19 protein-coding genes are annotated in these 26,075 nt (G+C 63.7%); 8 read left to right on the plus strand and 11 right to left on the minus strand.

Translation table 11 applies throughout. The annotated features are described in order from the left end of the window. The first annotated feature begins 51 nt into the window (after nucleotides 1-51). Nucleotides 52-1,299 (plus strand): pyridoxal phosphate-dependent aminotransferase, encoded by a 1,248-nt coding sequence (locus ACZ415_RS00690; RefSeq protein WP_344702829.1) that lies wholly within the window; start codon nucleotides 52-54, stop codon nucleotides 1,297-1,299. A gap of 126 nt (nucleotides 1,300-1,425) precedes the next feature. Further along, nucleotides 1,426-2,331, plus strand: a complete 906-nt coding sequence (htpX, locus tag ACZ415_RS00695; protein ID WP_344702827.1) for a protease HtpX — start codon at nucleotides 1,426-1,428, stop codon at nucleotides 2,329-2,331. A gap of 20 nt (nucleotides 2,332-2,351) precedes the next feature. Here the strand turns inward: htpX and pdxB are convergent, their stop codons facing one another. Beyond that, nucleotides 2,352-3,506, minus strand: a complete 1,155-nt coding sequence (gene pdxB, locus ACZ415_RS00700) for a 4-phosphoerythronate dehydrogenase PdxB (RefSeq protein ID WP_344702815.1) — start codon at nucleotides 3,504-3,506, stop codon at nucleotides 2,352-2,354. A 118-nt stretch (nucleotides 3,507-3,624) separates the two neighbouring features. Between pdxB and ACZ415_RS00705 the strand changes: the two genes are divergently transcribed. Continuing rightward, on the plus strand, nucleotides 3,625-3,906 hold the full coding sequence (locus ACZ415_RS00705; RefSeq protein ID WP_344702813.1) for a hypothetical protein: 282 nt from the start codon (nucleotides 3,625-3,627) through the stop codon (nucleotides 3,904-3,906). 158 nt (nucleotides 3,907-4,064) lie between these two features. Next, entirely contained in the window at nucleotides 4,065-4,745 is a 681-nt protein-coding gene (locus ACZ415_RS00710) for a CBS domain-containing protein (RefSeq protein ID WP_344702811.1), read from the plus strand. A gap of 14 nt (nucleotides 4,746-4,759) precedes the next feature. Here the strand turns inward: ACZ415_RS00710 and ACZ415_RS00715 are convergent, their stop codons facing one another. Both ACZ415_RS00715 and rlmKL read right to left on the minus strand, forming a co-directional pair. Continuing rightward, nucleotides 4,760-5,095: a glutaredoxin family protein gene (locus ACZ415_RS00715; RefSeq protein ID WP_344702809.1), complete on the minus strand. Its 336-nt coding sequence runs from the start codon at nucleotides 5,093-5,095 to the stop codon at nucleotides 4,760-4,762. After that, entirely contained in the window at nucleotides 5,092-7,341 is a 2,250-nt protein-coding gene (gene rlmKL / locus ACZ415_RS00720) for a bifunctional 23S rRNA (guanine(2069)-N(7))-methyltransferase RlmK/23S rRNA (guanine(2445)-N(2))-methyltransferase RlmL (protein ID WP_344702807.1), read from the minus strand. Before rlmKL ends, ACZ415_RS00715 begins: the two co-directional genes overlap by 4 nt. 410 nt (nucleotides 7,342-7,751) lie before the next feature. Here rlmKL and rmf point away from each other — a divergent pair, with 410 nt between their 5' ends. Further along, on the plus strand, nucleotides 7,752-7,961 hold the full coding sequence (rmf, locus tag ACZ415_RS00725; protein WP_344702805.1) for a ribosome modulation factor: 210 nt from the start codon (nucleotides 7,752-7,754) through the stop codon (nucleotides 7,959-7,961). Between the two features lie 23 nt (nucleotides 7,962-7,984). Here the strand turns inward: rmf and ACZ415_RS00730 are convergent, their stop codons facing one another. From ACZ415_RS00730 to ACZ415_RS00750, 5 genes are all read right to left on the minus strand, one after another. Further along, complete coding sequence (locus ACZ415_RS00730) at nucleotides 7,985-9,025, minus strand: quinone-dependent dihydroorotate dehydrogenase (protein ID WP_344702803.1); 1,041 nt, start codon at nucleotides 9,023-9,025, stop codon at nucleotides 7,985-7,987. 174 nt (nucleotides 9,026-9,199) lie between these two features. Then, complete coding sequence (locus tag ACZ415_RS00735) at nucleotides 9,200-14,035, minus strand: NAD-glutamate dehydrogenase (protein WP_344702801.1); 4,836 nt, start codon at nucleotides 14,033-14,035, stop codon at nucleotides 9,200-9,202. A gap of 167 nt (nucleotides 14,036-14,202) precedes the next feature. Beyond that, on the minus strand, nucleotides 14,203-15,321 hold the full coding sequence (trmA, locus tag ACZ415_RS00740; RefSeq protein ID WP_344702800.1) for a tRNA (uridine(54)-C5)-methyltransferase TrmA: 1,119 nt from the start codon (nucleotides 15,319-15,321) through the stop codon (nucleotides 14,203-14,205). Nucleotides 15,322-15,353: 32 nt separating this feature from the next. Beyond that, nucleotides 15,354-16,169, minus strand: coding sequence for a glutamate racemase (gene murI, locus ACZ415_RS00745; RefSeq protein ID WP_344702798.1), 816 nt, complete (start codon nucleotides 16,167-16,169; stop codon nucleotides 15,354-15,356). A gap of 127 nt (nucleotides 16,170-16,296) precedes the next feature. After that, on the minus strand, nucleotides 16,297-16,845 hold the full coding sequence (locus ACZ415_RS00750; RefSeq protein ID WP_344702796.1) for a hemerythrin domain-containing protein: 549 nt from the start codon (nucleotides 16,843-16,845) through the stop codon (nucleotides 16,297-16,299). Between the two features lie 266 nt (nucleotides 16,846-17,111). On the opposite strand from ACZ415_RS00750, the gene ACZ415_RS00755 reads away from it, so the two are divergent. Then, nucleotides 17,112-18,437 (plus strand): replication-associated recombination protein A, encoded by a 1,326-nt coding sequence (locus ACZ415_RS00755; RefSeq protein WP_344702794.1) that lies wholly within the window; start codon nucleotides 17,112-17,114, stop codon nucleotides 18,435-18,437. Between the two features lie 4 nt (nucleotides 18,438-18,441). On the opposite strand, the gene lolA is transcribed toward ACZ415_RS00755, so the two are convergent. Both lolA and ACZ415_RS00765 read right to left on the minus strand, forming a co-directional pair. Next, the gene (lolA, locus tag ACZ415_RS00760; protein ID WP_344702792.1) at nucleotides 18,442-19,095 is read right to left on the minus strand and encodes an outer membrane lipoprotein periplasmic chaperone LolA; all 654 of its coding nucleotides are present in this window, start codon (nucleotides 19,093-19,095) and stop codon (nucleotides 18,442-18,444) included. Nucleotides 19,096-19,257: 162 nt separating this feature from the next. Further along, on the minus strand, nucleotides 19,258-22,161 hold the full coding sequence (locus ACZ415_RS00765; protein WP_344702790.1) for a DNA translocase FtsK: 2,904 nt from the start codon (nucleotides 22,159-22,161) through the stop codon (nucleotides 19,258-19,260). A gap of 259 nt (nucleotides 22,162-22,420) precedes the next feature. On the opposite strand from ACZ415_RS00765, the gene aat reads away from it, so the two are divergent. Both aat and infA read left to right on the plus strand, forming a co-directional pair. Beyond that, the gene (aat, locus tag ACZ415_RS00770; RefSeq protein WP_344702788.1) at nucleotides 22,421-23,179 is read left to right on the plus strand and encodes a leucyl/phenylalanyl-tRNA--protein transferase; all 759 of its coding nucleotides are present in this window, start codon (nucleotides 22,421-22,423) and stop codon (nucleotides 23,177-23,179) included. Nucleotides 23,180-23,326: 147 nt separating this feature from the next. After that, nucleotides 23,327-23,545, plus strand: coding sequence for a translation initiation factor IF-1 (infA, locus tag ACZ415_RS00775; protein ID WP_007111068.1), 219 nt, complete (start codon nucleotides 23,327-23,329; stop codon nucleotides 23,543-23,545). A gap of 149 nt (nucleotides 23,546-23,694) precedes the next feature. On the opposite strand, the gene clpA is transcribed toward infA, so the two are convergent. Then, nucleotides 23,695-25,971, minus strand: a complete 2,277-nt coding sequence (clpA, locus tag ACZ415_RS00780) for an ATP-dependent Clp protease ATP-binding subunit ClpA (RefSeq protein ID WP_344702785.1) — start codon at nucleotides 25,969-25,971, stop codon at nucleotides 23,695-23,697. Nucleotides 25,972-26,075: the final 104 nt, after the last annotated feature.

The following is a 26,075-nucleotide window of genomic DNA, read 5'->3' on the forward strand; positions in this document are numbered from 1 at the left end:
TATTGCGCCCTGCCCCGACCCGACTTTGCCTACTTTTACTGGAAGCGCACCATGGACACTCCCAAGCCCTCCGAGCCGGCAACGCTCGACAAGTCCCACAAGCTGGATAACGTCTGCTACGACATCCGCGGGCCCGTGCTTGAGCACGCCAAACGGCTGGAAGACGAAGGCCACCGCATTCTCAAGCTCAACATCGGCAACCCCGCGCCGTTCGGCTTTGAGGCGCCGGAAGAAATCCTGCAGGACGTGCTGCACAACCTGCCCACCGCCCAGGGCTACTGCGATTCCAAAGGGCTTTACTCCGCGCGCAAGGCGATCATGCAGGAGTGCCAGCGCAAGCAGATTCCCGGCGTCGGCATTGAAGACATCTACATCGGCAACGGCGTATCCGAGCTGATCGTCATGGCGCTGCAGGCGCTTTTAAACGACGGCGACGAGCTGCTGATCCCGGCGCCGGACTACCCGCTATGGACGGCGGCCGCCAACCTTTCGGGCGGGCGCGCGGTGCACTATCTGTGCGACGAACAGGCCGACTGGGCGCCGGACATGGACGATATTCGCCGCAAGATTACCGCCCACACCCGGGCCATCGTACTGATCAATCCCAACAACCCCACCGGCGCGGTGTACCCGCCCGAGGTCATCCGCGAGCTGCTGGCCATCGCCCGCGCTCACGGTCTGGTGGTGTTTGCCGACGAAATCTACGACAAGATTCTCTACGACGAAGCCAGCCACACCGCCGCCGGTGCGCTTGCCGACGACGACCAGCTGGTCATCACCTTCAACGGCCTGTCCAAAAGCTACCGCTGCGCCGGCTTTCGCTCCGGCTGGATGACGCTGTCCGGCAGCGTGGCCAAGCAGCGCGCCCAGGGCTTTATTCAGGGGCTGACGATGCTGGCCTCCATGCGCCTGTGCGCCAACGTACCCGCCCAGCACGCCATTCAAACCGCGCTTGGCGGCTATCAGTCGATCAACGATCTGATTCTTCCCGGCGGCCGGCTGCGCGCCCAGCGCGACATTACCTACGAAAAGCTCAACGCCATTCCCGGGGTCAGCTGTGTGAAGCCCCGGGGCGCGCTTTACGCCTTCCCCCGGCTGGACCCTGCGGTATTCAACATCCAGGACGATCAGCGCCTGGTGCAGGACCTTTTGCTCCAGGAAAAAATCCTGCTGGTGCAGGGTACGGCGTTCAACTGGCCGGAGCCGGACCACGTGCGCATCGTCACCCTGCCCTGGGCTGACCAGCTGGGCGATGCGCTGGACCGCTTTGCCAACTTTCTGTCGCGCTACCGCCAGTAGCGCAAAAAACGTTGAAGCCCCGGGCTTGCAAAGCCGGCGATCGTGCCTATATCTAGCTGACCTGGCGCCCGCACACTCGGGCGTCCTGCTTTCCCTGTCATCCTGGCGTTACGGAGACCCACGACGATGATGCGAATTGTACTCTTCCTTGCCACCAACCTGGCGGTATTGCTGGTCGCCAGCCTGACGCTGCGCCTGCTCGGCGTAGAGAGCTATCTGACCAGCCAAGGGCTCAACTTCACCAGCCTGCTGATTTTCTGCTTTGTCTTCGGCATGGCCGGGTCCATGGTGTCGCTGTTCATTTCCAAGTGGATGGCCAAGCGCTCAACGGGCACGGTGATCATCGAATCCCCCTCCAATGCCACCGAGCAGTGGCTGGTGGATACCGTCGCCGAGCTTGCCCGGGAGGCAGGCATCAAAACGCCGGAGGTGGGGATTTTCCCCGCCCAGCAGTCCAACGCCTTTGCCACCGGCTGGAACAAAGACGATGCGCTGGTAGCGGTATCGGCAGGCCTGATGAACCGCATGCGCCGGGAGGAAATCCGCGCGGTGCTGGCCCACGAGATCGGCCATGTGGCCAACGGCGACATGGTCACACTGGCGCTGATTCAAGGCGTGGTGAACACCTTCGTGATGTTTTTTGCCCGGGTGGTGGCCCACCTGATCGACCAGTTCATGCGCGGTGACGATGAAGACGGCGAAGGCCTGGGCTTTTTCGGCTATTTCGCCGTGGTGATGGTAGCCGAGGTCGTGTTTGGCATCGCCGCTTCCACCATCGTGGCGTGGTTCTCGCGCTTTCGCGAATACCGCGCCGATGAGGCCGGTGCGCGCCTGGCCGGCAGCGGCGCGATGATCGCCGCGCTTGAGCGGCTAAAAGTCGAAACCCAAGCGCCCGACGAAATGCCCGACACCCTGCGCGCGCTGGCCATTACCCAGGGCCAGACGCGCTCGCTGATGGAAAAGCTGTTTGCCAGCCACCCGCCGCTGGATGACCGCATTCGGGCCCTTCAGGAAGCCTCCTACCGGCAGTAAACCACACCGCTGCATCTGGCTCAGGCGGCCGGCGACGCTTCAACGTTGCACCCGGCCGCCGCCAGCGGCCCGGCAAGTGCTCGGGCCTCGCCTGTCAGCCGTACCGTCAGCGTGGCCAGCTCCCGGCGCAGCGGGTAGTGCGCCCGGCAGGCGTCAAACCCGGCGGCCATCCCCGATTTGTTTGCCCGGCGGGCCAGCAGGTCGTGATCGCGGCGCGTATCGTATACCGCTCGCACACAAAGCCTCAGCGCATCTTCCACCGGCATAATCCGGCCAAGCGTCAGCTCGGCCAGCGCCGCCGGCGGGCAGATATCATCCAGCGTCAGCGTGCCGGCGACTTTTTGATGCGCCGCCAGCGCGCGATGAATCATCAAGCTGCCGCGCAGCTTGCCGTCCAGGCTATAGCCGGCAATATGCGGCGTGGCAAGCGCTGCCCGGGCATGCAGTGCGGCATCGATTCCCGGCTCATTTTCCCAGACATCCAGCAGTGCGGTGATATCGCCCGGCCCGTCCAGGCGCCGATACAGCGCGTCGCCGTCAATACAGTCGCCGCGACCGGCGTTGAGCACCCACGTTCCCGGCCTGAGCGCGGCAATGCGGCCGGCATCAAGCAGATGGCGAGTCGCATACGGGCCCTTGCGCACCAGCGGCGTGTGCAAACAGAGCACATCGCAGCGCGCAATCAGCGCCTCCAGGGAGACAAAGCCTGCACTGCCTTCACGAGCCGCGCGGGGCGGGTCGCATACCGCAACGTCTACTCCCAGCCCCTCAAGGCGCGCCTGCACCCGGCGGCCCACGCTGCCGGCGCCGACGATGCCAACGCAACGCTCAAGCAGCGGCCTGCCTTCGCGTTCGGCCTGGCCAAGCAGCGCGGCCAGCACGTAGTCCGCCACGGCCTCGGCGTTGCAGCCCGGCGCGCTGGCAAAGCCGATGCCCTGCGCGGTGAGGTAGTCACGGTCGATATGATCGGTACCGATGGTACAGGTCCCCACAAAACGCACCGGCGTATCCGCCAGCAGCGCCTCGTTTACCGGGGTGACCGAGCGCACGATCAGAACATCGGCGTTGTCCAGATGGGCACGGGTGATCTCGCGCCCGGGTATCCGGGTGATCCGGCCGAAGGCGCCAAAGCAGGCGTCAGCGGCGGGAATATTGGCATCCACAATCAGGTGCATGGCGTTTTTTATCTCGACCTTTACAATACGCAGGCAAACGGCCGCATCAGGCAGCGGCGCGCCGCAGGCGTGGTGAATACAGCATCCAACAGGCAGCGTAACGACAAGAGGGTAGCGCGTGATCGTACGGTGGGAAACCGAGCATGACTATGTGCTGATTCATATCCATCAGGATATGTTCAACGACTGGATTTTCAGCCGCGCCTGGGGGCAGATCGGCACCCAGTTCGGCGGGCTGGAACACCGCCTGGCAGACAGCCTGGAGCAGGCGCAGATGTGGCTGGATGACGACGCGACCATTCAGCGCTCCCGGGGCTTTAGAAAGGTGCTGGATGTCGCCGCCGAAACCCCCGAAGGCCGCCAGGCCATGCGTCAGCTTTCCCTGCTTGACGCTCTCTGAAAGCCCGGCCGCCCGCCTGCAACGCTTTTGGCGCGCACAGGTGCGCCGGCCGTCACCAAAGCGCAATCCAGAGTTTGCGTCTACCGTATAAGGTGTAAAGTGTAGGCATACCGGTTTGATGCAACGCTTTTAGCCCAACGTTCTGGAGGTCACTGCTCATGCAAGCTGCCGATGTAATGACGCCCGACGTCATCTCCGTTCACCCCGATGGGGATGTCAGCGAAATCGCTACGCTGCTGCTGACCCACGGCATCAGCGCTGTACCGGTCGTTGACGATAACAACGGCGTTGTCGGCGTTGTCAGCGAAGCCGACCTGATGCGCCGCATCAAAAGCGAGACCGCGCCCAGCCGCTCCTGGTGGCTGAACATGCTGGGCAGCAGCAATAGCGCCGCGGACTACGTCAAAAGCCACGGTCGTCGGGCAAAAGACGTCATGACCCCCAACCCGGTGACCATCACCGAGGATACGCCGCTGCATCGCATTGCCCGGCTTTTGGAAAAACACCACATCAAGCTGGTGCCGGTGGTCAAGCATGGCCGCATGACCGGCATTGTCAGCCGCTCTAACCTGCTGCGCGGCTTCTCGGCGCATCGCATTCAAGCCGGTGGCGGCAATGACCGTGAGATCCGCGACGCCATTCTTGAAGAAATCAAGAAAAGCGCCGGCATGATGGTCTATCGCCCGAACGTTATTGTAAGCGACGGCCACGTACAGCTCTGGGGGCTGGTCAAAAACCATACCCAAAAACAGGCGGTGAAAATCGCCGCCGAAAACGTGGCCGGCGTCAAAACAGTCGAAAACAACCTTGGCCTGACGCCCCAGGGCATGGGCGGCTAACGCCGCTGTTCACACTACCCCAGATAGCGCCGGCCGCCGCGCTGGTAGGCCGCCGTGGCCTTGGGCGCTTTGGGCGGCGAAAGCCAGGCGGCCAGGGCGGCCTCATCCAGCCAGCCGCGGCGGCGCAGCCACTCTCCCAACCTTTGAGGATCCAGGCCGCGGTCAAGCTCGTCGCCGTCACAATCGGCAAGCACCGGAATGCGCACGCCGTAGCGCTGGACAAGCGTATCGTCTTCGCTTATTTCGATGTGCTCAACCACCGCGTCATCGTTTACCAGCGCGTGCACCAGCCCTTCCAGCTGAGCGCAAAGATGACAGCCCAGGGTGGTGTAAAGCCGCAAATAAATCATGCGCCCTCCCCTTTATCGCCCGCCGAGGCGTGACGGATCACGAATACGTGATGCATGCCGGTGCTGCGCTGAAAGTCCGGATCGAAGGTTTGGGCCGAGATATCTTCCACCGCGTAGCGCTCGGCCACCTCACCGTCGAGCTTGAAGCGGCGCTGGTTGTTGGAAAACACCAGCGTGCCGCCGGGCGCCAGCCGCGCCATGGCAAGCTCGATCAGCCGAGCATGATCGCGCTGCACGTCGAGAGTTTCGCGCATCTTTTTGGAGTTGGAAAACGTCGGCGGGTCCATAAAGATCAGGTCAAACTCGGTGCTCGCGGTTTCCAGCCACTTGATGCAGTCCTCGCGCTGCGTGCGGTGGCGCGACGGGTCCAGCCCGTTCAGAGCAAAGTTGTCTTTCGCCCACTCAAGATAGGTGTTGGACATATCCACGCTGACGCTTTCGGTCGCACCGCCCAGGGCGGCCTGTACCGTAGCGCTGGCGGTATAGCAAAACAGGTTCAAAAAGCGCGTGCCGGCGGCCTGCTCGCCGAGCAGCCGGCGCACCGGCCGGTGGTCCAAAAACAGCCCGGTATCCAGATAGTCGCGCAGATTAACCCACAGCCGCGCCCGGCCTTCCGTCACTTCAAAGCGCTCGCCGCTGGCGCCGCGCTTTTCATACTGGGCCTTGCCCGCCTGACGCTCCCGGCGCTTGACGTGGATATGCTGGGGCGACACCTCAAGCACTTTTGGCAGCACCTCCAGCGCGTCGAACAGGCGCTTTTGCGCCTGGGCCGGGTTGACCGTGCGCGGCGGCGCATACTCCTGAACGTGGACGCGATCGCCGTAGATATCCACGGCCAAAGCGTATTCGGGCATGTCGGCATCGTAAATACGGTAGCAGCGCTCGCCGCTTTTCTTGAGCCACTTTTTCAGCCGTTTGCGGTTTTTCATCAGCCGATTGGCAAACATCTGGGCGTTTTCCGGCATCGGCGACGACGCATCCGGCTGGCCTTTAGCGTCGGGCTGCTGTGCCTGCACCGCGGGGCGCTCGTCTTCCCGGCCGATGTCCATCAGCAGCAGCTTGGCGTCCAGCGGGCCGTTTTTCAGCGCATACTGCTTGTGCGCGCGCATGCCCAAACGGTGGCCAAGATCCGGATTGCCGGTAAACAGCGCCAGCGTCCAGCCGGGAAAAAGCGCCTTGGCCTGCTCGCCGATGGTAGCGTAGAGGTTGACCAGCTCGGCCATCTCGCCCAGCCGCTCGCCGTAGGGCGGGTTGGTGATGACCAGGCCCGGGCCCTGTGCGTCCACGCTATCCCGGGTCAGCGCGGCCACGCCTTCACCCTTGAGCGTTAGCAGCGCGGGAATGCCCGCACGCATGGCGTTGGCCTTGGCCGCCGCCAGCGCCGCGGGGCTTTGATCAAAGCCGTAAAACGCGTTTTTACAGCGCTTGCGCCCGATCGAGGCGCGCGCACGGGCCTCGCGCACCAGTTCCTGCCAGGCGGCGGCGTCAAACTGGGCCCAGCCGTGAAAGCCAAAGCGCTTGCGATGAATGCCCGGCGCCTGGTCGGCAGCCATCAAGGCCGCCTCGATCAGCAGCGTGCCGGCGCCGCACAGCGGGTCGACCAGCGCCTCGCCGCGTTTTGCCCGCTCCGGCCACCCGGCGCGCACCAGCAGTGCGGCGGCAAGATTTTCCTTGAGCGGCGCGTGCCCCACGTCCCGGCGATAGCCGCGGCGGTGCAGGCTCTCGCCGGCCAGATCCACGCCCAGCGTTAGCGTCTGGCGGTGCAGATGGGCGTAGATAGAGACGTCCGGCGCCTTGTTATCCACCGTGGGGCGCGCCCGCCCCGCCCGGCTCAGCGCGTCGACAATGCCATCCTTGACCGTTTGCGCGCCGAACAGCGTATGGCGGATACGTTCGCTTTTGCCGTGAAAATCTACCGCCAGGGTCGCACCCTCGGCGATGTGGCGGGTCCAGTTCAGGCGCGAGGCGGCGTCGCGAATCTGCTCCGGGGTCGTCACGCTTATGTCCTGGGAAAGCCGCACGATCACGCGATTGGCAAGGCGCGACCACAGGCACAGGCGATAGGCATCCGCATGGGTAGCCGTTGCCCATACGCCGGCTACGGTCGTTTTCACCGGCGTGGCACCCAGACGGGTCATTTCATCGGCCAGCAGGGTTTCAATGCCCTTGGGGCAGGTCACCAGAAGTTCCAGCGCGTCGGCGGCCGGTGTCGGCGAGGGGGGCAGGGTTTGGCTCGGCTCGGTCATGGTTATCGGGCGCCTTCGGCGCGACATTCCTGATCAATAAAAAGAAAGCAAAAAAGATAAACGCCACATTGCGGCGTTAAATAACGCGCCAACGCTCGACAGGCGACGTATTGTGGGCTAAGCATAAGAGGTGTAGCTACATACAACGCATGCGTTATCCGCCGCGCCCGCAGTACGAGCACGGCATCAGGGTGACCGGCACCGCGCCCCGCATGAGAATGCCGGGCAACGCTGTCGGGTTGGTCCCCCCGCTCTTTGTTTGTCATCTTCGTCCGGCTTATCGGACGAAGCATCGAGTCAGCGTCTACGCCAGGCATCGACAACACGGCCAGGCATCGACAACACGATAGATGCCCTTCTGCCGGCTGGGCGCTGTTTTTCGTCAAGGCTATCAACCACGAGGTTAGCCCATGAAACGACAAAAGCGTGATCCCTTTCAGCGAGCCTATGTCCGCGGTTACAAGGCCGGCATCGGCGGGCGCTCTCGCGACGAGTGCCCAAGCGATAACGTCAACGTGCGTGAGTATTGGATGAGCGGCTGGCGCGAGGGTCGCGGTGATCAATGGGAAGGCATGACCGGCGTTGCCGGTATTCACCGCAGTCCCACCGCGACCGTCTGACGGTGCCCTTTGCCAGGCCCGCCTCAGGCGGGTCTGGCCGGCGCGGCCGCGGTCTTTTCGGCAAGCGCCCGGGCGCATTCGCCGACAAGCCGGGGGCCTTGAAAAATCAGCCCCGAATACAGCTGCACCAGATCGGCGCCGGCGGCGATTTTCTCCTGTGCGGCGCCGGCGCTGTCGATCCCGCCCACGCCGATGATGACGATATCGGGCAGGTGCTCTCGCAGCCGGCGAATCACGCGATTTGACGCCTCGAACAGCGGCTTTCCGGAAAGCCCGCCGGCCTCTCCGGCCTGGGGGTCATCCCTGACCGCTTCGCGAGAAACCGTTGTGTTGGTGGCGATCACACCGTCAAGCGCGTTGCGGGCGATACTGCCGGCCACCAGCGCTACTTCCTCGGCTGTCATGTCCGGTGCAATCTTGACCAGCAAAGGCACGCGCCGGCCGTTTTCCGCATCCAGCTCGCTTGTACGCGTGCGCAGCGGCGCCAGCAGCGCATCCAGCTGTTCGCCGAACTGCAGCGTGCGCAGCCCCGGCGTGTTGGGCGAGGAAATATTCACCGTCACATAGTCGGCATGCGGGTGTACCGCTTCCAGGCAGGTCAGGTAGTCCCGCAGCGCATCGTCTACCGGGGTTGCCAGGTTTTTGCCGATGTTGACCCCTACCACGCCGGAAAAGCGGCGTTTTTGCACCTGTTCAACCAGGTGCGCCACGCCGTTATTGTTAAACCCGAAGCGATTGATAATCGCTTGATGCCCGGCCAGACGAAACATCCGCGGCCTGGGATTGCCGGGCTGCCCCTTGGGCGTCACCGTTCCCACTTCGATAAAGCCAAAGCCCAGCGCACCCAGCGCATCCAGATGGTCGGCGTTTTTATCCAGCCCGGCCGCAAGCCCCACGCGGTTGGCAAAACGCAGCCCCAACAGCTCCACCGGGTCATCCACGCGCGTGCCAGCCGCCTGCGCCACCCCGCCGATGCGATGCAGCCAGTCCAGAGACGTAAGCGCAACGCTGTGCGCGGTTTCCGGGGCCAGGCGGAACAATAGCGGGCGAGCAAGGTGGTACATCGTCTCTCCAGGCGGTTGGCGGCGACGGCAAACGGTAGCGGCAAGCAATGCCGGCCAGTATAGCGCAAAGCCGGCGGGTATAAAAAAACGCAGCGCCAAAAAAAGCGCCCCGAGCGGCGCTTTTACGTCGCTCGGGGCGCCGGGCAGGCGGCTTTTCAGCAGCGCAGAGCCGCTTTATCTATCGCGATTTGTCTCGCTGCCGCTTTCGGCAAGGCCAACCAGCGCGCGTATCGCCACGGTAAACAGGGCAAACCCGGTCTGGTTGCCGCTGCGCACCTCGTTGATCAGGCGACACCAGCGGCTGTGCAGCTCAACGTTTTGCTCCAGCCACTGCGCGACCTTGTCTTCGGCGCTGCCGCTGCCGGCTTCCAGGGTCAGCACGCTGGTGGTCAGCGCCAGCTGCTGGCGGTCGATATCGTCGCGGAAGGTTTCCCGCGCCTGGGCCTGCCAGGCATCGCGGGCTTTCAGCCGGGTCACCTGCTGGATCATCCACGGCAGTTCCAGCCGGCTACCGATCTCGTAGAACACCTCGGCGACGCGCTGGGGCGCCTCGTCGGTCTGGCGCGCGGCCTGAATAATTCCCAGCCCGGCATAAAGGCTCGGTGCGGCGGCCACCTTGGCCGCCAGGGCGTCAGGCACGCCGGCCTCGGTAAGCTCGTCCCGACGCGCCTGCCAGGCGCTGAGCTCTTCACCGCTTAAAAGCTCGCCGATGCTGTCCTGCAGCGAGGCAAGACGCGGGCCGAAGTATTCGATGGTCTCGGCCACCGAAAGCCCGGTGTGCTGGCGCAAAAACCAGCGCGTGGCGCGGCGGATCATGCGCATCAGATCAAGCATCATGGCGTACTGAACGTGTCCGGGCACTTCGTTGTCCAGCGCTTCGATCGCATCCCACAGCGCGGGCAGGTTGAAGCTGTCCCGGGCGACGATGTAGGCGCGGGCAATTTCTGCACGGCCAAGCCCGGTCGAATCCATCAGCCGGCGCACAAACACGATGCCCATGCGATCCACCAGATCGTTGGCAACCTGAGTGGCGACGATCTCGCGCTTCAGGCGATGGTCGTACATCTCGTTGGTGTAGCCTTCAACCAGCGTCTGCGGGAACAGGCGCTCAAGATGCTGCTGGACATAGGGGTCATCGGGAACGTCGGAGTCGTTCAGATCGCCCTTGAGCGTGCTCTTGGCATAGGAAATCAGCACCGAAAGCTCCGGCAGCAGCATGCCCTGGGCATTGGCGGAGCGCTCTTTGAGCACGTCATCTGCCGGCAGATATTCAAGCTCGCGATCAATGATGCCGGCGTCTTCCAGCTCGCTGATAAAGCGGTGGTACGGGCCGATGCCCTGCTGGGAAATCCGCTCGGACAGATCCAGCGCCTGGGTCTGGCGATAGTTGTCCTTGATGACCAGATCGGCCACTTCATCGGTCATTTCGGCCAGCAGCTCGTTGCGCTGCTTGTCGGTCATGTCGCCACGCTTGACCACTTCATCAATGAGGATCTTGATGTTGACCTCGCGGTCCGAGCAGTTCACCCCGCCGGCGTTGTCGATGAAGTCGGCGTAAACGCGCACGCCCTTGGCCGCCGCCTCGGTCCGTCCCAGCTGGGTACAGCCCAGGTTGCCGCCTTCGCCGATAACCCGGCAGTTAAGCTCGGAACCGTTGACGCGCAGGGCGTCGTTGGCCTTGTCGCCTACCTCGGCGTGGGTTTCGCCAGAGCCTTTGACGTAGGTGCCGATCCCGCCGTTCCAGACCAAGTCCACCCGGGCGGTGAGCATGGCACGGATCAGCTCGTTGGGTGCCAGCCGGTCTTCGCTGATGCCGAACACCTTTTGCATCTGCTCGGTGATGGCAATGGACTTGGCGCTGCGGCTGAACACTCCGCCGCCTTCGGATATCAGCGCGGTGTCAAAGTCTTCCCAGCTGGAGCGCGGCATGTCGAACAGGCGCTTGCGCTCGACGTAGGTGGTTGCCGCATCCGGCGTTGGGTCAACGAAGATGTGCAGGTGGTTGAACGCGCCTACCAGCTCGATCCGGTCTGAAAGCAGCATGCCGTTGCCGAACACGTCGCCGCCCATGTCACCCACGCCTACGGCGGTAAAGGTGTCGCGCTGGGTGTTGACCCCAAGCCCGCGGAAGTGGCGCTTGACCGATTCCCAGGCGCCGCGTGCGGTAATCGCCATGCCCTTGTGGTCGTAGCCGTTGGCACCGCCGGAAGCAAACGCATCGCCCAGCCAGTGGCCGTACTCCAGCGAGATGTCGTTGGCGATGTTGGAAAAGGTTGCCGTTCCTTTGTCCGCCGCCACGACCATGTAGGTATCGGCGTCGTCGTGGCGAACCACGTCCCGCGGCGGCACCACGTCGTTGCCGTTGAGGTTATCGGTGACGTCAAGCAGCGCGCGAATAAAGGTCTGGTAGCAGGCGATCCCTTCGTTCTGGCGGGCTTCGCGGTCGGCATTGTCGGGCATCTGCTTGCAGACAAAACCGCCCTTGGCTCCCACGGGCACAATGACCGAGTTTTTCACCTGCTGCGTTTTCACCAGCCCCAGCACCTCGGTGCGAAAGTCCTCCAGCCGATCAGACCAGCGCAGCCCGCCGCGGGCTACCTTGCCGCCGCGCAGGTGCACCCCTTCCACCCGGGGCGAGCAGACAAAGATTTCATACATCGGCCGGGGCTTGGGCATGCCGGTCACCTGAGACGGCGCCAGCTTGTAGGCAATGTAGGCCTTGTGTTCGCCGTTATCGTCGCGCTGGTAGTAGTTGGTGCGCAGCGTGGCCTGGATCAGCTCTACGTAGCGGCGCAGCAGCTGGTCATCGTTGAGGCTTTCAACCTGCTCTAGCTGCTCGTTGATCCGCGCAAGGCAGGCATCCGCATCGCGGGATTGCAGCATGGGATCAAAGCGCAGCCGGAACAGCTCAACCAGCTCTCGGGTAATGCCGGCGTGGTTGTTAAGCGCGGTGGCAATGTAGCCCTGGGACATGCCAAAGCGGATCTGCTTGAGATAGCGGGCATAGCCGCGCAGCATGGCCACTTCACGCCAGTCAAGCCGGGCGTTGATGATCAGCCGGTTAAAGGGATCATTGTCGGCCTGGCCGGCCCAGATGCGCTTGAACGCCTCGGCGAAGTCGTCGCGCATGTCGCCCAGGCTGATCTCGTCGCCGCTGTGCTCCAGGTTGAAATCGTGAATCCAGTAGCGCTGGTCGGCGCCAGCGATTTCGTAAGGGCGCTCGCCGACCACGCGCAGCCCCAGGTGCTCCATCATCGGCAGCACATCGGACAGCGGAATCTGGGCGTTGCGCTGGTAGAGCTTGAGCTTGACCCCGCCGTTTTGCTCTTCCAGCGGGCGATAGTGCGACAGCGCCAGCGTGTCGCTGTGGTCCAGTTCCAGCAGATGCTGGATGTCATATACCGCCGTACGGGCGCTGAAGTCTTCGCGGTAGCTGGCAGAAAAGGCGCCGTCGAAACGCGCCATCAGCGCGTTGGCCCGTTCTTCGCCGAAGCCGTCAACCATGGCCGAGTGCAGCTCATCGCGCCAGCTGCGCGCCAGCTGGGCAACTTTGCGCTCAAGCCGGGCCAGGTCGAACGTACCGGGGCGCTCGCCGTTAAAGCGCAAGATCAGCTGAATGCGCGCCAGCACAGACTCGGAAAGGTAGGTATTGAAGTCGCCGAAGTGGGCGTCCATTTCCTCGCACAGCAGCTGCTGGATACTTTCCCGCAGCCGGGTGGAAAACACGTCCCGCGGCACGAAAATCAGGCAGGAATAGAACTTGCCGCTCAAGTCCTGTCGCACAAACAATCGCACCTGGCGGCGTTCGCGAATATTGAGAATGCCCTTGGCGGTTTCTGCCAGCGCCCGGGTGTCGGTATGAAAAAGGTCGTCGCGAGGGTACACCTCAAGCACCTGTAGCAGCTGCTTGGCGTTGTGGCCTTCATCGCCAAAGCCGACCAGGTCCATTACCGCTTTGAGCTTACGCCGCAGCAGCGGAATGTTGCGCGGCGACTCGTTGTACACGGTGGCGGTAAACAGCCCGAAAAAGCGCCGCTCGCCGATTACGTTGCCGTCGTCGTCGTAGCGGTCAACGGTGATGTAGTCAGGATAGGTCGGCCGATGCACGCGGGAGTGGTGCGCGCTTTTGGCAAACGACAAAAGATGCGGCACCAGCACGTAGCCGTGCTTGTCGTCCAAGCCTTCCGGCGCGCGGATGCGTTCGTCATAGCGCGGCTGGTTGAGGCGAAACACGCCAAGCAGGCTGTCGTCGTCGCGCGTAAGCACGCCGTTTTGCAGCGTATACTCGTCGTAGCCCAAAAAGGTGAAGTTGTCCTTGCGCAGCCACTCAAGAAAGGCAATGGCTTCTTCGTGATCGTCCGGGTCGACCTGGGGCGGGCAGGCCTTTTCCAGCTCCTGGATGGCATCGCCGATACGCGCGCAGATACCGTCGTAGTCGGCCACCGCCGTGCGCACGTCGCGCAGCGCCTCGTGCAGCTCCTGCTCGATGGCGTCCAGCGCTTCGGCGTCGCTGTGGCGATCCACTTCGATGACGATCAGCGACTCTCGCTCGTCCGGCGCGTTTTCACCGCGCACGGTAGCCACGCTTTGCAGCTCGCCGCCGGCGCTGCGCTGTGCGGCCAGTATCGCATTGTGGATGGTGTGGACGGTAAGCCCCCGGCGATTCAGGGCAATACGCACCGAGTCCACCAAAAACGGCATATCGCGGTGCAGCACGGCAACCAGGGTGTGCGTGGACTGCCAGCCATGCGCTTCAAAATCCGGATTAAACACCCGCACCTTGGGGCTTTCCGGGTCGTGGTGCTGCAAAAATTGCCAGATGGAAAGCGTGGCCCCGTAGAAGTCGTCCAGGCGTCGATCCATCAGATCTTCCACCGGTACCGTGGCGTAGAACTGCCGCGCAAAGGTGTCTATAGCGGCAGCCCGCCTGGGCTCCAGGCGAGCATCCAGGCGCTCTTTGAGCTGCTTCAGCAGATCCTGCCGGCTTTCTTCAATCGCAACGTAATGCATCCATCACCTCGACTGCCAGACCGCTATCCGGCCGTAAATGAAAGGGAGAGACGTTCGTCTCTCCTCCGAATAGCTTACGCCAGCGAGGCTTTTGACCCAAGCCTTTGCCCATTTGCTCATACTGCATGCCCGCTGCGCATGCCCCGGTGGGTGGCCGTATAGCCATCTCAAACGCTGTCGCGGCGCACCAGCAGCACGCCGCATTCGCAGTGGTGGGTAAACGGAAACTGATCAAACAGCGCCAGCCGTTCGATGCGGTGGGTGGGCGCAAGCCGGGCCAGGTTTTCCGCCAGGCTTTCCGGATTGCAGGAAATGTAAACAATGCGCTCATAGCCGCTGATTTGCGCACAGCTGGCTGCGTCCAGCCCCGCCCGCGGCGGGTCCACCAGCACGGTAGAAAACGCATAGTCGTCAAGCGCCATCTCGGCGACGCGGCGCCCGCCCTTTTCGCCTTTCAGCGCCTGGGCGAACTCTTCGGCGGACATCCGCGCGACGTGGACGTTATCCACGCCGTTGGCGGCCAGATTGATACGGGCGCTGGCCACCGAGGTGCGCGAAATCTCGGTGGCCAGCACTCGGCGGAAGTTGCCGGCCAGGGCCACGGTAAAGTTGCCGTTGCCGCAGTAAAGCTCCACCAGGTCGCCTTCGTGGCTGCCGGCGGTTACGTCCTGCGCCCAGGCGAGCATTTTTTCACACACCCGCGCGTTGGGCTGGGTGAAGCTGTTTTCCACCTGCTGGTAATCCAGCGCCCGGCCGTTAACGTAAAGCCGCTCCCAGACGTGGTCTCGGGTGAGCACTCGGCGCTGCTTGCGCGAGCGGCCGATGATCATGATCCCAAGAGCGCGCTCCAGCGCCCGGGCCTTTTTTTCCCAGGCGTCGTCCAGCGGGCGGTGGTATACAAGCGTCACCAGCGCCTCGCCGGAAAGCGTGGTCAGAAACTCGATCTGAAACAGTTTACGACGCAGCACATCGCTGCCCAGAAACGCCTTGCGCAGCTCCGGCATCAGCGCGTTGATGGCCTCGCTTGCCACCGGGTACTGGTCCAGACGCACCGTCGTTTTGTGCTTGTTGCCGGCCTCGTCGCGTGCCACCTCAAACATGGCGTAGTAGATATCGTCGCCTTCGTGCCAGAGGCGAAACTCGCAGCGCTGGCGGTAGTGGCTGGGCGGCGAATCGTAGACTTCCATCTCCGGGGTTGCAAAACCTTCAAAAAGGCGGCGGACGGTGTCGCATTTGGCCGCAAGCTGGGCGTGATAGCGCTGCGGCTCCACCTGAGGTATGGCCAAGGGCTTCTCCTGTTGTTCAACGACGGATAGCGTTAATAAGCGGCGACGTTGCCGCCGGCAAGAGGTAACGGCGCGGGAGGCTGAAAGCCGTAGACGGCAAGTGCGCGGGCCAGCGCGGGGCCCGGGGCCGTCGCCAGCGCCGGGGCCTGGCGGCCGGCGGCCAGCGGTGCTGCCAGCTGGCCTACGCGCCGGGCAACGGCATCGCCGGAATCCACCCAGGCAAGGGGCGCCGGCGCCAGCGCGGCAAGCCTGGGGGTCAAAAGCGGAAAATGGGTGCAGCCCAGCACCACGGTATCCAGCGGTTCCGGTGTCGCCTGCGCGCCGGCGGCCTGCCAGAGCGGCGTTAAAGCGGCATCCAGCCGTGCGGCATCGGGCTCGCCGCCGGCAAGCCAGTTTTCCGCCTCGGTGACCAGCGCATCGGCAGCGATGCAGCTGACCTTACAGTCGGCGGCAAAGCGCTCGATCAGCCGCCGGGTATAGGGCCGGCGCACCGTGGCCGAGGTGGCCAGCAGCCCCAGATGGCGCGTACGGCTGACCGCCGCTGCGGGCTTGATGGCAGGCACGGTGCCTACAACGGGAATATCCAGCGCGGCGCGCAAAGCCGCAAGCGCCAGGGTGCTGGCGGTATTGCACGCTACCACCAGCACGGCCGGGCGGCAAACGCCAACGGCGGCGGTACACACCGCTACAATGCGCTGCACCAGGGCGGCGTCCGGGCGCAGCCCGTAGGGCAGCCAGGCGTTATCGCAGGCGTAACACAGCGCCGCATCCGGGTAGTGGCGGCGCAGGGCCGCCGCAACCGACAGCCCGCCGACGCCGGAATCAAAAATCAGCACGGGGCCGGTCATGGCAGAAAAGCGACCTCCTCGGCGTAGCGGCTCGGGCACAGCCCGCTTTGAAAGACATGAAAAACGGGGCGGCTAGTCTAGCACGCCCCGCGGTCAGGATTCTCGCTTGTTCTATTGCCGCTGCCCTCTAGCCGAGGGGCGGTACGTCGGCCTGCTCAAGCTCTGCATAAAGCTCGGGATAGGCCTCTTTGAGATGCTCAATCTTTCTGTCGGCGTTGTTGGGCATCGTCTGCTTGAAAAAATCGGTGCCTTTGGCGTCAAAGCGGTTTTCCAGCAGCGGAAAGAGTTCTTCACGCTCTTGGCGCAGATATTCCCGGTGCGCTTCCAGATACTGCTTGAGATCTTCGGCAAAGCGATCCATGGGCAGAACGTGATCCATCAGCACCATGTCGATATCGTCGGAAAGCGCTTCCAGACGGGGCCTGAGCTTTTGGTAGTCGGCCAGCATCTGCTCGGCGACCTCTGCGTGTTCGGGGACGTATTGCTTGAGCTGCTCGACAAATCCCTGCTCAAGGGAAACCGCAAAATCTTCCATGTAGGAAAGAATGTAGTCCACGACTTCGCGCATCAGATGAAAGTTGGGACGCTCTCCCTGCCGGAGAACCCGATATTTCAAATCCAGCACGTGGAGCATGCGCGCCATGTTGGCGTGGTCCAGGCTCAGCTGTTTAATCATGTTGCCCCTCCTTTTTACCGTGCGTGTCACCAGACGTTACGCCTGCGCGGATGCGCTCGACCGGCCGGAAACACGCTGGCTTTTATGCACTTGACGCCTCGTGCGAAGCTGCGCTCGACTCTTTTCGCGCTGGCTGAAACAATCAGCCTAGCAAAAACAATCCTGCCTGACACAGTAGCCGGGCGCCAATGGGACTGCCATCGTATCAGCCAAGCGGCACCGGCCCTAATGACCGCCAACGGTACGGCGCTTTTAACGGAGTTTGCATGGATCTTTTTTCTTCCCCCGCCGGCCAAGCCCCGCTGGCCTACCGCATGCGCCCGCGCCGCCTTGCCGACTACATCGGCCAGCAGGCGCTGATAGGCGAAGGCAAGCCGCTCAAACAGATGGTGGATACCGCCACGGTGCGCTCCATGATCTTGTGGGGCCCGCCGGGCGTGGGCAAGACGACGTTAGCCGACATACTCGCCCAGGCATCGGGTGCGGCACTGGAATCGCTAAGCGCGGTAATGGCCGGCGTCAAGGACATCCGCACCGTAGTCGAGCGCGCCCGTGCGCTGGCGCCGACGCCGGTGGTTTTGTTTCTCGATGAAATTCACCGGCTCAACAAAAGCCAGCAGGATGCACTGCTGCCCCACGTGGAATCGGGGCTTTTGACCTTGATCGGTGCAACCACGGAGAACCCTTCGTTTGAGGTCAACTCAGCGCTTTTGTCCCGGGCGCGGGTCTATGTGCTCAAACCGCTCACCCATGAAGAGCTGATAGCGGTGCTGCGCCAGGCGCTGGAAGACCGGGAAAACGGCCTGGGCGACCGGCGCATTGCCATAGAAGACGGCGTGCTCGACGCCCTGGCACGGGCCAGCGCCGGAGACGCCCGCCGGGCGCTGGGACTTTTGGAAGTTGCCTGCGACTTCACCCGCCCCGATAACGGCGGCGAAACCCTGGCGCTTGACGCGCTGGATGACGTCATCGGCCATCAGGCAGGCGCCATGGATAAACAGGGCGACGGCTACTACGACCTGCTCTCGGCGATTCACAAGTCCATTCGCTCGTCCCGGCCGGACGCCGCGCTTTTGTATATTGCCCGCTTTATTCAAGGCGGCGGCGACCCGCTGGACGTGATCCGAAGGCTTACCGCCATTGCCTCGGAGGACGTAGGCAACGCCGACCCCCGGGCCCTGCCGCTGGCCATGGCCGCCTGGGACGCCTACCTGCGGCTGGGCGATCACGAAGGCCAGCGGGCCATGGCCCACGCCGCCATTCATCTGGCCGTAGCGCCCAAGAGCAACCGCATCGACCGCGCCTGGAAGGCAGCGCAGAAATACGCCCGGGAGCAGCCCCGGGTCGAGGTGCCGGCCTACCTGCGCAACGCCCCGACAAAGCTGATGGCGGAGCTTGGCCACGGCGAGGGCTACCGCTACGCCCACAGCGAGCCCGACGGCTACCCCGCCGGCAGCGCCCACAGCTGCTGGCCGGAAGCGCTGCCTGCGGCCCGTTTCTATGAGCCCAGCGAGCTGGGCCACGAAAAGCGTTTTGCCGCCATCATGGCCTGGCGCGCCGAGCGCGACGCCGAGGCCGACGGGCAAGGCTGAGGCGTTACGGCGCCTGCTCGCGAATCACGTCCACCCCGTCGGGGATATCAAAGCGGAACCGCGCCTCGTCAATCGGCGCGTTCTGGCTGATGCCGGAAAAGCGGATCGCGGTGCGCTGGCCGGTGCTGTCGGTCATCCACAGCTCGGTCAGGGTGTCGCCATCAAAGGTGATGCTGAGCTCTTCAAACAGCGTATCCGGCGACACGGGCATCAGGGTAAAAACGTCGTCGCCGTTGTCCTGTTCGTAAAACACATCAAAGCTTTCGGTAAGCGCGCCGGCGCGGCCGGACAGCAGCAGCGCAGGCGTGTAGGTCACCCGGTGATCCAAATTCTGCACCGTGACCTGCTCCAGGTCCGGGTCATACAGATACACCTCGTCGCCGTCGGAAACCACGGTCTGGCTATACGGGGCGTCGACCTCCCAGCGCAGCATCCCCGGGCGCGACAGCCACATTTCCCCTTCTGCCTGCTGCAAACGCTCGCCGCTGCTGTCGAGAATCTGCTGATCAAAGCGGGCTTCGTAGGTTTCCAGCGGATCAAGCCGCTCGGTCAGGCGTTCGGCGGCTTCGCTGGCCCACGCCTGAGAAGCGGCAATAAAGCCCAGCGCGCTGGCTGCCAGCGCAAATGAAAACGAGCGCGGTGTCTTGATATGGCGCATCTATGTCTCCCTTGGGCCCTTTCATTTCCCTGAGGCCCTGTCAACGCAAGACCGGCCACGTCACTGCCGGTCGACTATCGGTAAAGGCTGCCCCACTATGACGCAAAAAGCGCCGGCAGGTTTCCCTTACCGGCGCTTTTTCCCGATTTTTTCACCTTGCGGTCAATCTCTTACCGGCGGCGGCGCCAGCACTTCGCGAGCGCCGTTGCTGCCCATGGGGCTGACCACGCCGGCGCTTTCCATGGCGTCTACCAGGCGCGCCGCGCGGTTATAGCCGATCTTGAATTTGCGCTGCACCGAGGAAATCGAGGCTTTCTGCGTCTCGGTGACAAACTGCACCACTTCATCATAGAGCGCGTCCTGCTCGGCATCGTCGCCGTCGCCCCCTTCGGCTTCAAGGCCGGCCAGCGCATCGGCGGACACCCCGCCGGAGAGGATCTCTTCGATATAGTCCGGCTCGCCGCGGCGGCGCAGGTCTTCGACCACTCGGTGGACTTCATCATCGTCGACAAAGGCGCCGTGCACGCGGTTGGGCGGGCCGGACCCGGCAGGCAAATACAGCATGTCGCCGTGACCCAGCAGGCTTTCAGCGCCGCCCTGGTCAAGAATCGTGCGCGAGTCGATCCGCGAGGACACCTGAAACGCCATGCGCGAAGGAATGTTGGCCTTGATCAGCCCGGTAACCACGTCCACCGAGGGCCGCTGGGTGGCAAGAATCAGGTGAATACCGGCAGCCCGGGCCTTCTGCGCCAGCCGCGCAATGAGCTCTTCGACCTTTTTGCCCACGATCATGAACATATCGGCAAATTCGTCGATCACCACCACAATATAGGGCAGCTTTTCGAGCACCGGCGGGGTCTGGTGCATCTCCCAGGGCTGGGGCTCCCACAGCGGGTCGGCCACCTGGGCGCCGGCGCGCTCGGCCTCGTCCAGCCGGGCGTTGAACCCGGCAATGTTGCGCACGCCCATGGCCGCCATCAGCTTGTAGCGGCGCTCCATCTCGGCCACGCACCAGCGCAGGGCGTTGGCGGCTTCTTTCATGTCGGTCACCACCGGGGCGAGCAGATGCGGTATGCCGTCGTAGACCGAAAGCTCCAGCATTTTGGGGTCGACCATGATCATCTTGAGCTCGTCGGGCTTGGCCTTGAGCAGCATGGAAATCAGCATGGCGTTGACCCCCACGGACTTGCCCGAGCCGGTGGTGCCGGCCACCAGCAGGTGGGGCATCTTGCCCAGATTGGCGACCACCGGGCCGCCGCCGATGTCCTGGCCCAGCGCCATGGTCAGCGGCGACTCCTTGTCCTGATAGACGTCGGAATCGATCACCTCGCGCAGGCGGATCATCGCCCGGCGCGGGTTGGGAATCTCGATGCCCACGGTAGGCCGGCCGGGGATGACCTCGACCACGCGCACGCTCTTGACCATCAGCGAGCGCGCCAGATCCTTCGATAGATTGGTAATCTTGGACGCCTTGACCCCGGCCGCCGGGCGGATTTCAAAGCGCGTGATCACCGGTCCCGGCCAGGTATCGACCACATCGGCCTTGACGCCGTACTCGCGCAGGCGCACTTCCAAAAGTTCCGCCATGCTATCCAGCTCTTCACGAGAATAGTTGGGCTGGTGCGGCTCGGGCTGGGTCAGCAATCGGTAGCTCGGCAGTTCGCCTTCGGGTTCGGGCATGTCATCCAGCACCGGGCGCTGGCTTTGCAGATGCTCTACCGTCCACAGCGCCGGCGTTTCGCGCTCGGCCACCGGTGCCGGGTCCGGCCAGACCGCGCCGCGCGCTTGCGTCGCGGCGTATAGCGGCTCATCCACTTCGTCATCTTCTTCCCAGACGGGTTCGGGTACGACTTCAGGGCTGCGCCGAGCGGCAGCCGCCTGCGTTCGCTCCGGCTCCGGCTCCGGCTCGGGTTCAAGCTCAGGCTCAGGCTCAGGCTCAGGCTCAGGCTCAGGCTCAGGCTCGGGTTCCGGTTCCGGTTCCGGTTCCGGTTCCAACTCAGGTTCGAATTCGGGTTCCGGCTCTGGTTCCGGCACCGGTTCCAACTCGGGTTCAGGTTCTGGCTCTGGCTCAGGTTCTGGCTCCGGCATCGGTTCCAACTCGGGTTCAGGTTCTGGCTCTGGCTCAGACAGCGGTTCCGGCTCTGGGTCTGGCGCTGGTTCCGGCTCTGGCTCTGGCTCAGGTTCCGGCACCGGTTCTGGCTCTGGCGCTGGTTCCGGCACCGGTTCGGGTTCGGGTTCGCCATCCGTATCGGCCACCGGAGGCGTTTCCGGGGTCAACCCGCGGTCCGCCGCCCTGCCGCTGAAATACGCCGCGGCGTCCCAGGCGGGATCAACGGCCGCGTTCTGCTCCGCGGCCGGCGCGCTCGCCGCCAGACTCGGCTCGCGCCGGCTTGGCGGTTCCGGCGGCGGCTGTGCCGATGCGGGTGTATGGGTCTGTGCCCTTTCACGTGTCTTGTCGCGCCTTTTTTCGCCGGCACGCACCGCGCGGGCTTTCACCCAGCCGGCCAGCTCATACGCAAAGCGCCCGGCCTCGTCGGCGACGCGAAGCCAGGACATGCCGCTGAGCAGTGGAAAACCGCCGACCATCAGCGCCGCGGCGATCAGCCCCGTTCCCGCACTGCCGACCAGCGGGCCCAGCGCGCCGATAAGCCCTTCTCCGAGAATGCCGCCGGAGCCGTAGGGCAGCACGCTTTGCGGATGATAAAAGTGCAGCGCGCCCAGCATGGTGGTGCCCAGCATCAACAGCACAAGCCCGCCGGTGTGCACCGCCAGGGCGACAGGGTCCAGGGTGAAGCGCACCTGACGTGAACGCATCAGCCACCAGGCGGCAAAGCCACACACACCCGGCCACCACAGCGCGCTGGCGCCCAGCAGCGAATACAGCACGTCGGCAAGCCAAGCACCGAGCGTGCCCATCCAGTTGGCCACGTCGCTTTCCGGCCCGCGATACGACCATCCCGGGTCACCCGGCGCGTAGCTGAAAAGCGCCAGCAGCAAAAACACGCAAAGCGCCAGCAAGACAACGACGACGCCCTCGCGCGCAGCACCCTGCAGGCGCACGCCCATACGCCGCGCACCTTGCGTTGCCGCCTTGACGCGCCCCCGGGGCGCTTTGCCGGACGTGTTCGGCTGGCGCCTGTTTCCCGCATTATTGACTGTCAAGCGACCCCCTGTTGTATCCCTGAATCTTGGAATAAGCCTGTATCTGACCCAGGCCGATCAGGATTTCATGGCGTTCTCGAACGGCCTGCGACGTGGCATCATACCGGGCATCTTTCTGCCGTCACAGGGCTTGTTGTCCCCTTGCCTGTTACCGGAGCACGCCATGCTACCCTGGCTATCTTCGCCCACGCCTGTCTTTCCCTGCGCCAGTGCTGCCCTGGATGAACCCAACGGCCTGCTGGCCGCCGGCGGCGCGCTGACCCCGCCGTGGCTGGTCAGCGCTTACCGCCAGGGCATCTTTCCGTGGTTCGCCGACGGCGACCCGATCCTGTGGTGGAGCCCCGACCCGCGCACGGTGCTTTTTCCCGAGGCGTTCAAGCAGCGCCGCAGCCTGACCAAAAGGCTGCGCCACGGCGGCTTTACAGTCACGCTGGACGGCGATTTTGCCGGGGTAATGCGCGCTTGCGCGGCGCCCCGGGGCGAAGAGACCGGCAGCTGGATCACCGCCGAGATGCACGCCGCCTACTGCCGGCTGCATCGGCTCGGCATTGCCCACAGCCTGGAAGTGCATCAGGGCGATACCCTGGTCGGGGGACTTTACGGCGTGGCTATGGGGGCGGTGTTTTTCGGCGAGTCGATGTTTTCCCGCGTGCCTGACGGCTCCAAGGTGGCACTGGCCTACTTGAGCGCCGCCATGCGCGCCCACGGCGGCAGGCTCATCGACTGCCAGATGCATACGCCGCACCTGGAAAGCCTTGGTGCGATAACCGTGGCTCGGTCGACGTTTCTCGCCTACCTTGACGCCTGGCTGCCCGAGATTCACCCCGACCCGTGCGCCCGCCCGGCGGCTGCGCCGCGCATGCCCCGGCCCGCATGGCTCGACGCTCTGGCGGCTCCCAATCGCCGCCGGCTGGTCATTTAGCCGAAATTCACCGCAGACTTTTGCCTTGACGCAAGGCTTGCGGCACAATATAGCGCGTTTTCTCTGCCCGGGGCCGTCTCCGGGCAGGCGCTCTCCCTTTGCCGGGAGAGCTGTTCTCATTCATTGACTCAGTGAGGATCGGCCTATATGGCACGTGAAGATCATATTGAAATGGAAGGCGTGATCGTTGATACCCTTCCCAACACCATGTTCCGCGTTGAGCTGGAAAACGGCCACGTGGTAACGGCCCATATTTCCGGCAAGATGCGCAAAAACTACATCCGCATCCTGACCGGTGACAAAGTCAAGGTTGAGCTGACACCGTACGACCTCTCCAAAGGCCGCATCGTCTACCGCTCGCGCTAGCGCCGGCCGCGCCATGCGCTTTCGGGCAGGCCGACCCGACACTGCCCGCTATCTCCTGCCCTTCGCATAACGCCAGCCCCGGATACGCAAGCGCCCCGTCATCGACAGGGCGCCTGATGGCCGTGTAACGCACGCAGCCGAGCGCCCGCTCAGGGCGCATCCGCCATTTCCGCCTCCGTTGACAGTTTCAGCTCGTCGTTTTCCAGGCGGACATAGACCGTGCCGCCGTGATCGGCCAGCTCGCCGAAAAGAATCTGCTCGGCCAGCGGCTTTTTGAGCTTTTCCTGGATCAGCCGTGCCATGGGGCGGGCGCCCATGTCCGGGTCGTAGCCCTGCTCGGCCAGCCAGTCCCGGGCGCTGTCGTCCACTTCCAGCTGTACGCGTTTCTCATCGAGCTGCGCCTGAAGCTCGATGAGGAATTTGTCCACCACGTTGCGCACCACCTCGGTAGGCAGCGAGCTGAACTGGATGATGCCGTCCAGCCGGTTGCGAAACTCCGGCGAAAACGTCTTGTTGAGCACCTCCATGGCGTCGGTGGAGTGATCCTGGGTCTGAAAGCCGATGGAGCGCCGCGCGGCCAGTTCGGCGCCGGCGTTGGAGGTCATGATCAAAATGACGTGGCGGAAATCGGCTTCTCGGCCGTTGTTGTCGGTGAGCCGGCCGCTGTCCATCACCTGAAGCAGCAGGTTGAACACTTCCGGATGCGCCTTTTCCATTTCGTCCAAAAGCAGCACGCAGTGGGGCTGTTTGGTAATGGCTTCGGTCAACAGTCCGCCCTGCTCGTAGCCTACGTAGCCGGGAGGCGCGCCGATCAGCCGGGAGACGGTATGGCGCTCCATGTATTCAGACATGTCAAAGCGCACAAGCTCGATGCCCATGATGTGCGACAGCTGGCGCGCCACCTCGGTTTTGCCCACCCCGGTGGGGCCGGAAAACAAAAAGCTGCCCACGGGCTTGTCCGGGGACGTAAGCCCCGCCCGGGAAAGCTTGATGGCCGCCGCCAGGCTGTCGATGGCCTTGTCTTGGCCAAACACCAGCATTTTGAGATCGCGATCGAGATTTTCCAGCAGCTTGCGATCCGAGCTCGACACGCTCTTGGGCGGAATGCGCGCGATGGACGCCACCACCGCTTCCACTTGGTCGACGTCGATGGTGTCAATGCGCATTTCCGGCGGCAGCAGCCGCTGATGGGCGCCGGCCTCGTCGATCACGTCGATGGCCTTGTCGGGCAGGTAGCGGTCGTTGATGTAGCGATCCGCCAGGCGCGCGGCGCTTTCCACGGCGGCATCGGTGTATTTCAGATCGTGATGCGCCTCAAAGCGCGAGCGCAGCCCCTTGAGAATCTTGATGGTGTCGTCCACCGACGGCGCCAGCACGTCGACTTTCTGGAAGCGCCGGGCAAGCGCGCGGTCTTTCTCGAAGATGCCGCGAAATTCCTGAAAGGTCGTGGAGCCAATACAGCGCAGCTCGCCGGAAGACAGCAGCGGCTTGAGCAGGTTGGAGGCGTCCATGACGCCGCCCGAGGCCGCGCCGGCGCCGATCACGGTATGGATTTCGTCGATGAACAAAATCGCGTTGGGCTGTTTTTTCAGCTCGGCCAGCAAAGCCTTGAGGCGCTTTTCAAAGTCGCCGCGATATTTGGTGCCGGCCAGCAGCGCCCCCATGTCCAGCGCGTAAACCACCGCATCGGCGATCACGTCAGGAACGTCTTCTTCCACCACCCGCCGGGCCAGGCCTTCGGCCACCGCCGTCTTGCCCACGCCGGCTTCACCCACCAGCAGCGGGTTGTTCTTGCGCCGGCGGGCGAGAATCTGCACCACCCGTTCAAGCTCGTGATCGCGGCCGATCAGCGGATCAATCTTGCCCAGCCGGGCCTGCTCGTTGAGGTTGGTGGCGTAGCCGGTGAGCGGGTGCGAGGCGCTGTCGCCGGTGCCCTCTTCGGCGTCTTCGGCTTGCTGGTGGGAAGGTGAGGACGAGTCACCGTGGCCTGCGGCCTTGGAAATGCCGTGGGCGATGTAGTTGACCGCGTCCACTCGCGCCACGCTTTGCTGTTTGAGAAAGTAGACCGCCTGGCTTTCCTGCTCAGAGAAAATGGCAACCAGCACGTTGGCACCGGTCACTTCGTTTTTACCCGACGACTGCACGTGAAACACGGCGCGCTGCAGCACGCGCTGAAAGCCCAGCGTCGGCTGGGTTTCGCGCTCGCCCTGCCCTTCGGGAATCAGCGGCGTGGTCGAATGGATAAAGTCCTGCAGGTCGGAACGCAGCTTGTCCAGGTCAGCACCGCATGCCTTGAGCACATCCACGGCGGCGGCGTTGTCTAAAAGCGCCAACAGCAGGTGTTCGACGGTCATGAACTCGTGGCGCTTGGAACGTGCCACGGTAAAGGCCGTATTCAGGGTCAGTTCAAGTTCTTTGCTCAGCATGGCAGTCCCCTTTTCGCTACTTCCGCCCGGGGCATATCGCCACCTGGGGCTGGCATCGGATCCGTTTCATCCGCCGGCACTCTCAACATCGGGTACAAACCCCT

The sequence above is a fragment of the Halomonas cibimaris genome, from assembly GCF_055379665.1.

What these genes read in the sequence shown, in the direction of transcription:
- ACZ415_RS00690 (WP_344702829.1), top strand. Translation starts at nt 52, where the DNA reads ATGGACACTCCCAAGCCCTCCGAGCCGGCAACGCTCGACAAGTCCCAC.
- htpX (WP_344702827.1), top strand. Translation starts at nt 1,426, where the DNA reads ATGATGCGAATTGTACTCTTCCTTGCCACCAACCTGGCGGTATTGCTG.
- pdxB (WP_344702815.1), bottom strand. Translation starts at nt 3,506, where the DNA reads ATGCACCTGATTGTGGATGCCAATATTCCCGCCGCTGACGCCTGCTTT.
- ACZ415_RS00710 (WP_344702811.1), top strand. Translation starts at nt 4,065, where the DNA reads ATGCAAGCTGCCGATGTAATGACGCCCGACGTCATCTCCGTTCACCCC.
- ACZ415_RS00715 (WP_344702809.1), bottom strand. Translation starts at nt 5,095, where the DNA reads ATGATTTATTTGCGGCTTTACACCACCCTGGGCTGTCATCTTTGCGCT.
- rlmKL (WP_344702807.1), bottom strand. Translation starts at nt 7,341, where the DNA reads ATGACCGAGCCGAGCCAAACCCTGCCCCCCTCGCCGACACCGGCCGCC.
- rmf (WP_344702805.1), top strand. Translation starts at nt 7,752, where the DNA reads ATGAAACGACAAAAGCGTGATCCCTTTCAGCGAGCCTATGTCCGCGGT.
- ACZ415_RS00730 (WP_344702803.1), bottom strand. Translation starts at nt 9,025, where the DNA reads ATGTACCACCTTGCTCGCCCGCTATTGTTCCGCCTGGCCCCGGAAACC.
- ACZ415_RS00735 (WP_344702801.1), bottom strand. Translation starts at nt 14,035, where the DNA reads ATGCATTACGTTGCGATTGAAGAAAGCCGGCAGGATCTGCTGAAGCAG.
- murI (WP_344702798.1), bottom strand. Translation starts at nt 16,169, where the DNA reads ATGACCGGCCCCGTGCTGATTTTTGATTCCGGCGTCGGCGGGCTGTCG.
- ACZ415_RS00750 (WP_344702796.1), bottom strand. Translation starts at nt 16,845, where the DNA reads ATGATTAAACAGCTGAGCCTGGACCACGCCAACATGGCGCGCATGCTC.
- ACZ415_RS00755 (WP_344702794.1), top strand. Translation starts at nt 17,112, where the DNA reads ATGGATCTTTTTTCTTCCCCCGCCGGCCAAGCCCCGCTGGCCTACCGC.
- lolA (WP_344702792.1), bottom strand. Translation starts at nt 19,095, where the DNA reads ATGCGCCATATCAAGACACCGCGCTCGTTTTCATTTGCGCTGGCAGCC.
- ACZ415_RS00765 (WP_344702790.1), bottom strand. Translation starts at nt 22,161, where the DNA reads ATGGGCGTGCGCCTGCAGGGTGCTGCGCGCGAGGGCGTCGTCGTTGTC.
- aat (WP_344702788.1), top strand. Translation starts at nt 22,421, where the DNA reads ATGCTACCCTGGCTATCTTCGCCCACGCCTGTCTTTCCCTGCGCCAGT.
- infA (WP_007111068.1), top strand. Translation starts at nt 23,327, where the DNA reads ATGGCACGTGAAGATCATATTGAAATGGAAGGCGTGATCGTTGATACC.
- clpA (WP_344702785.1), bottom strand. Translation starts at nt 25,971, where the DNA reads ATGCTGAGCAAAGAACTTGAACTGACCCTGAATACGGCCTTTACCGTG.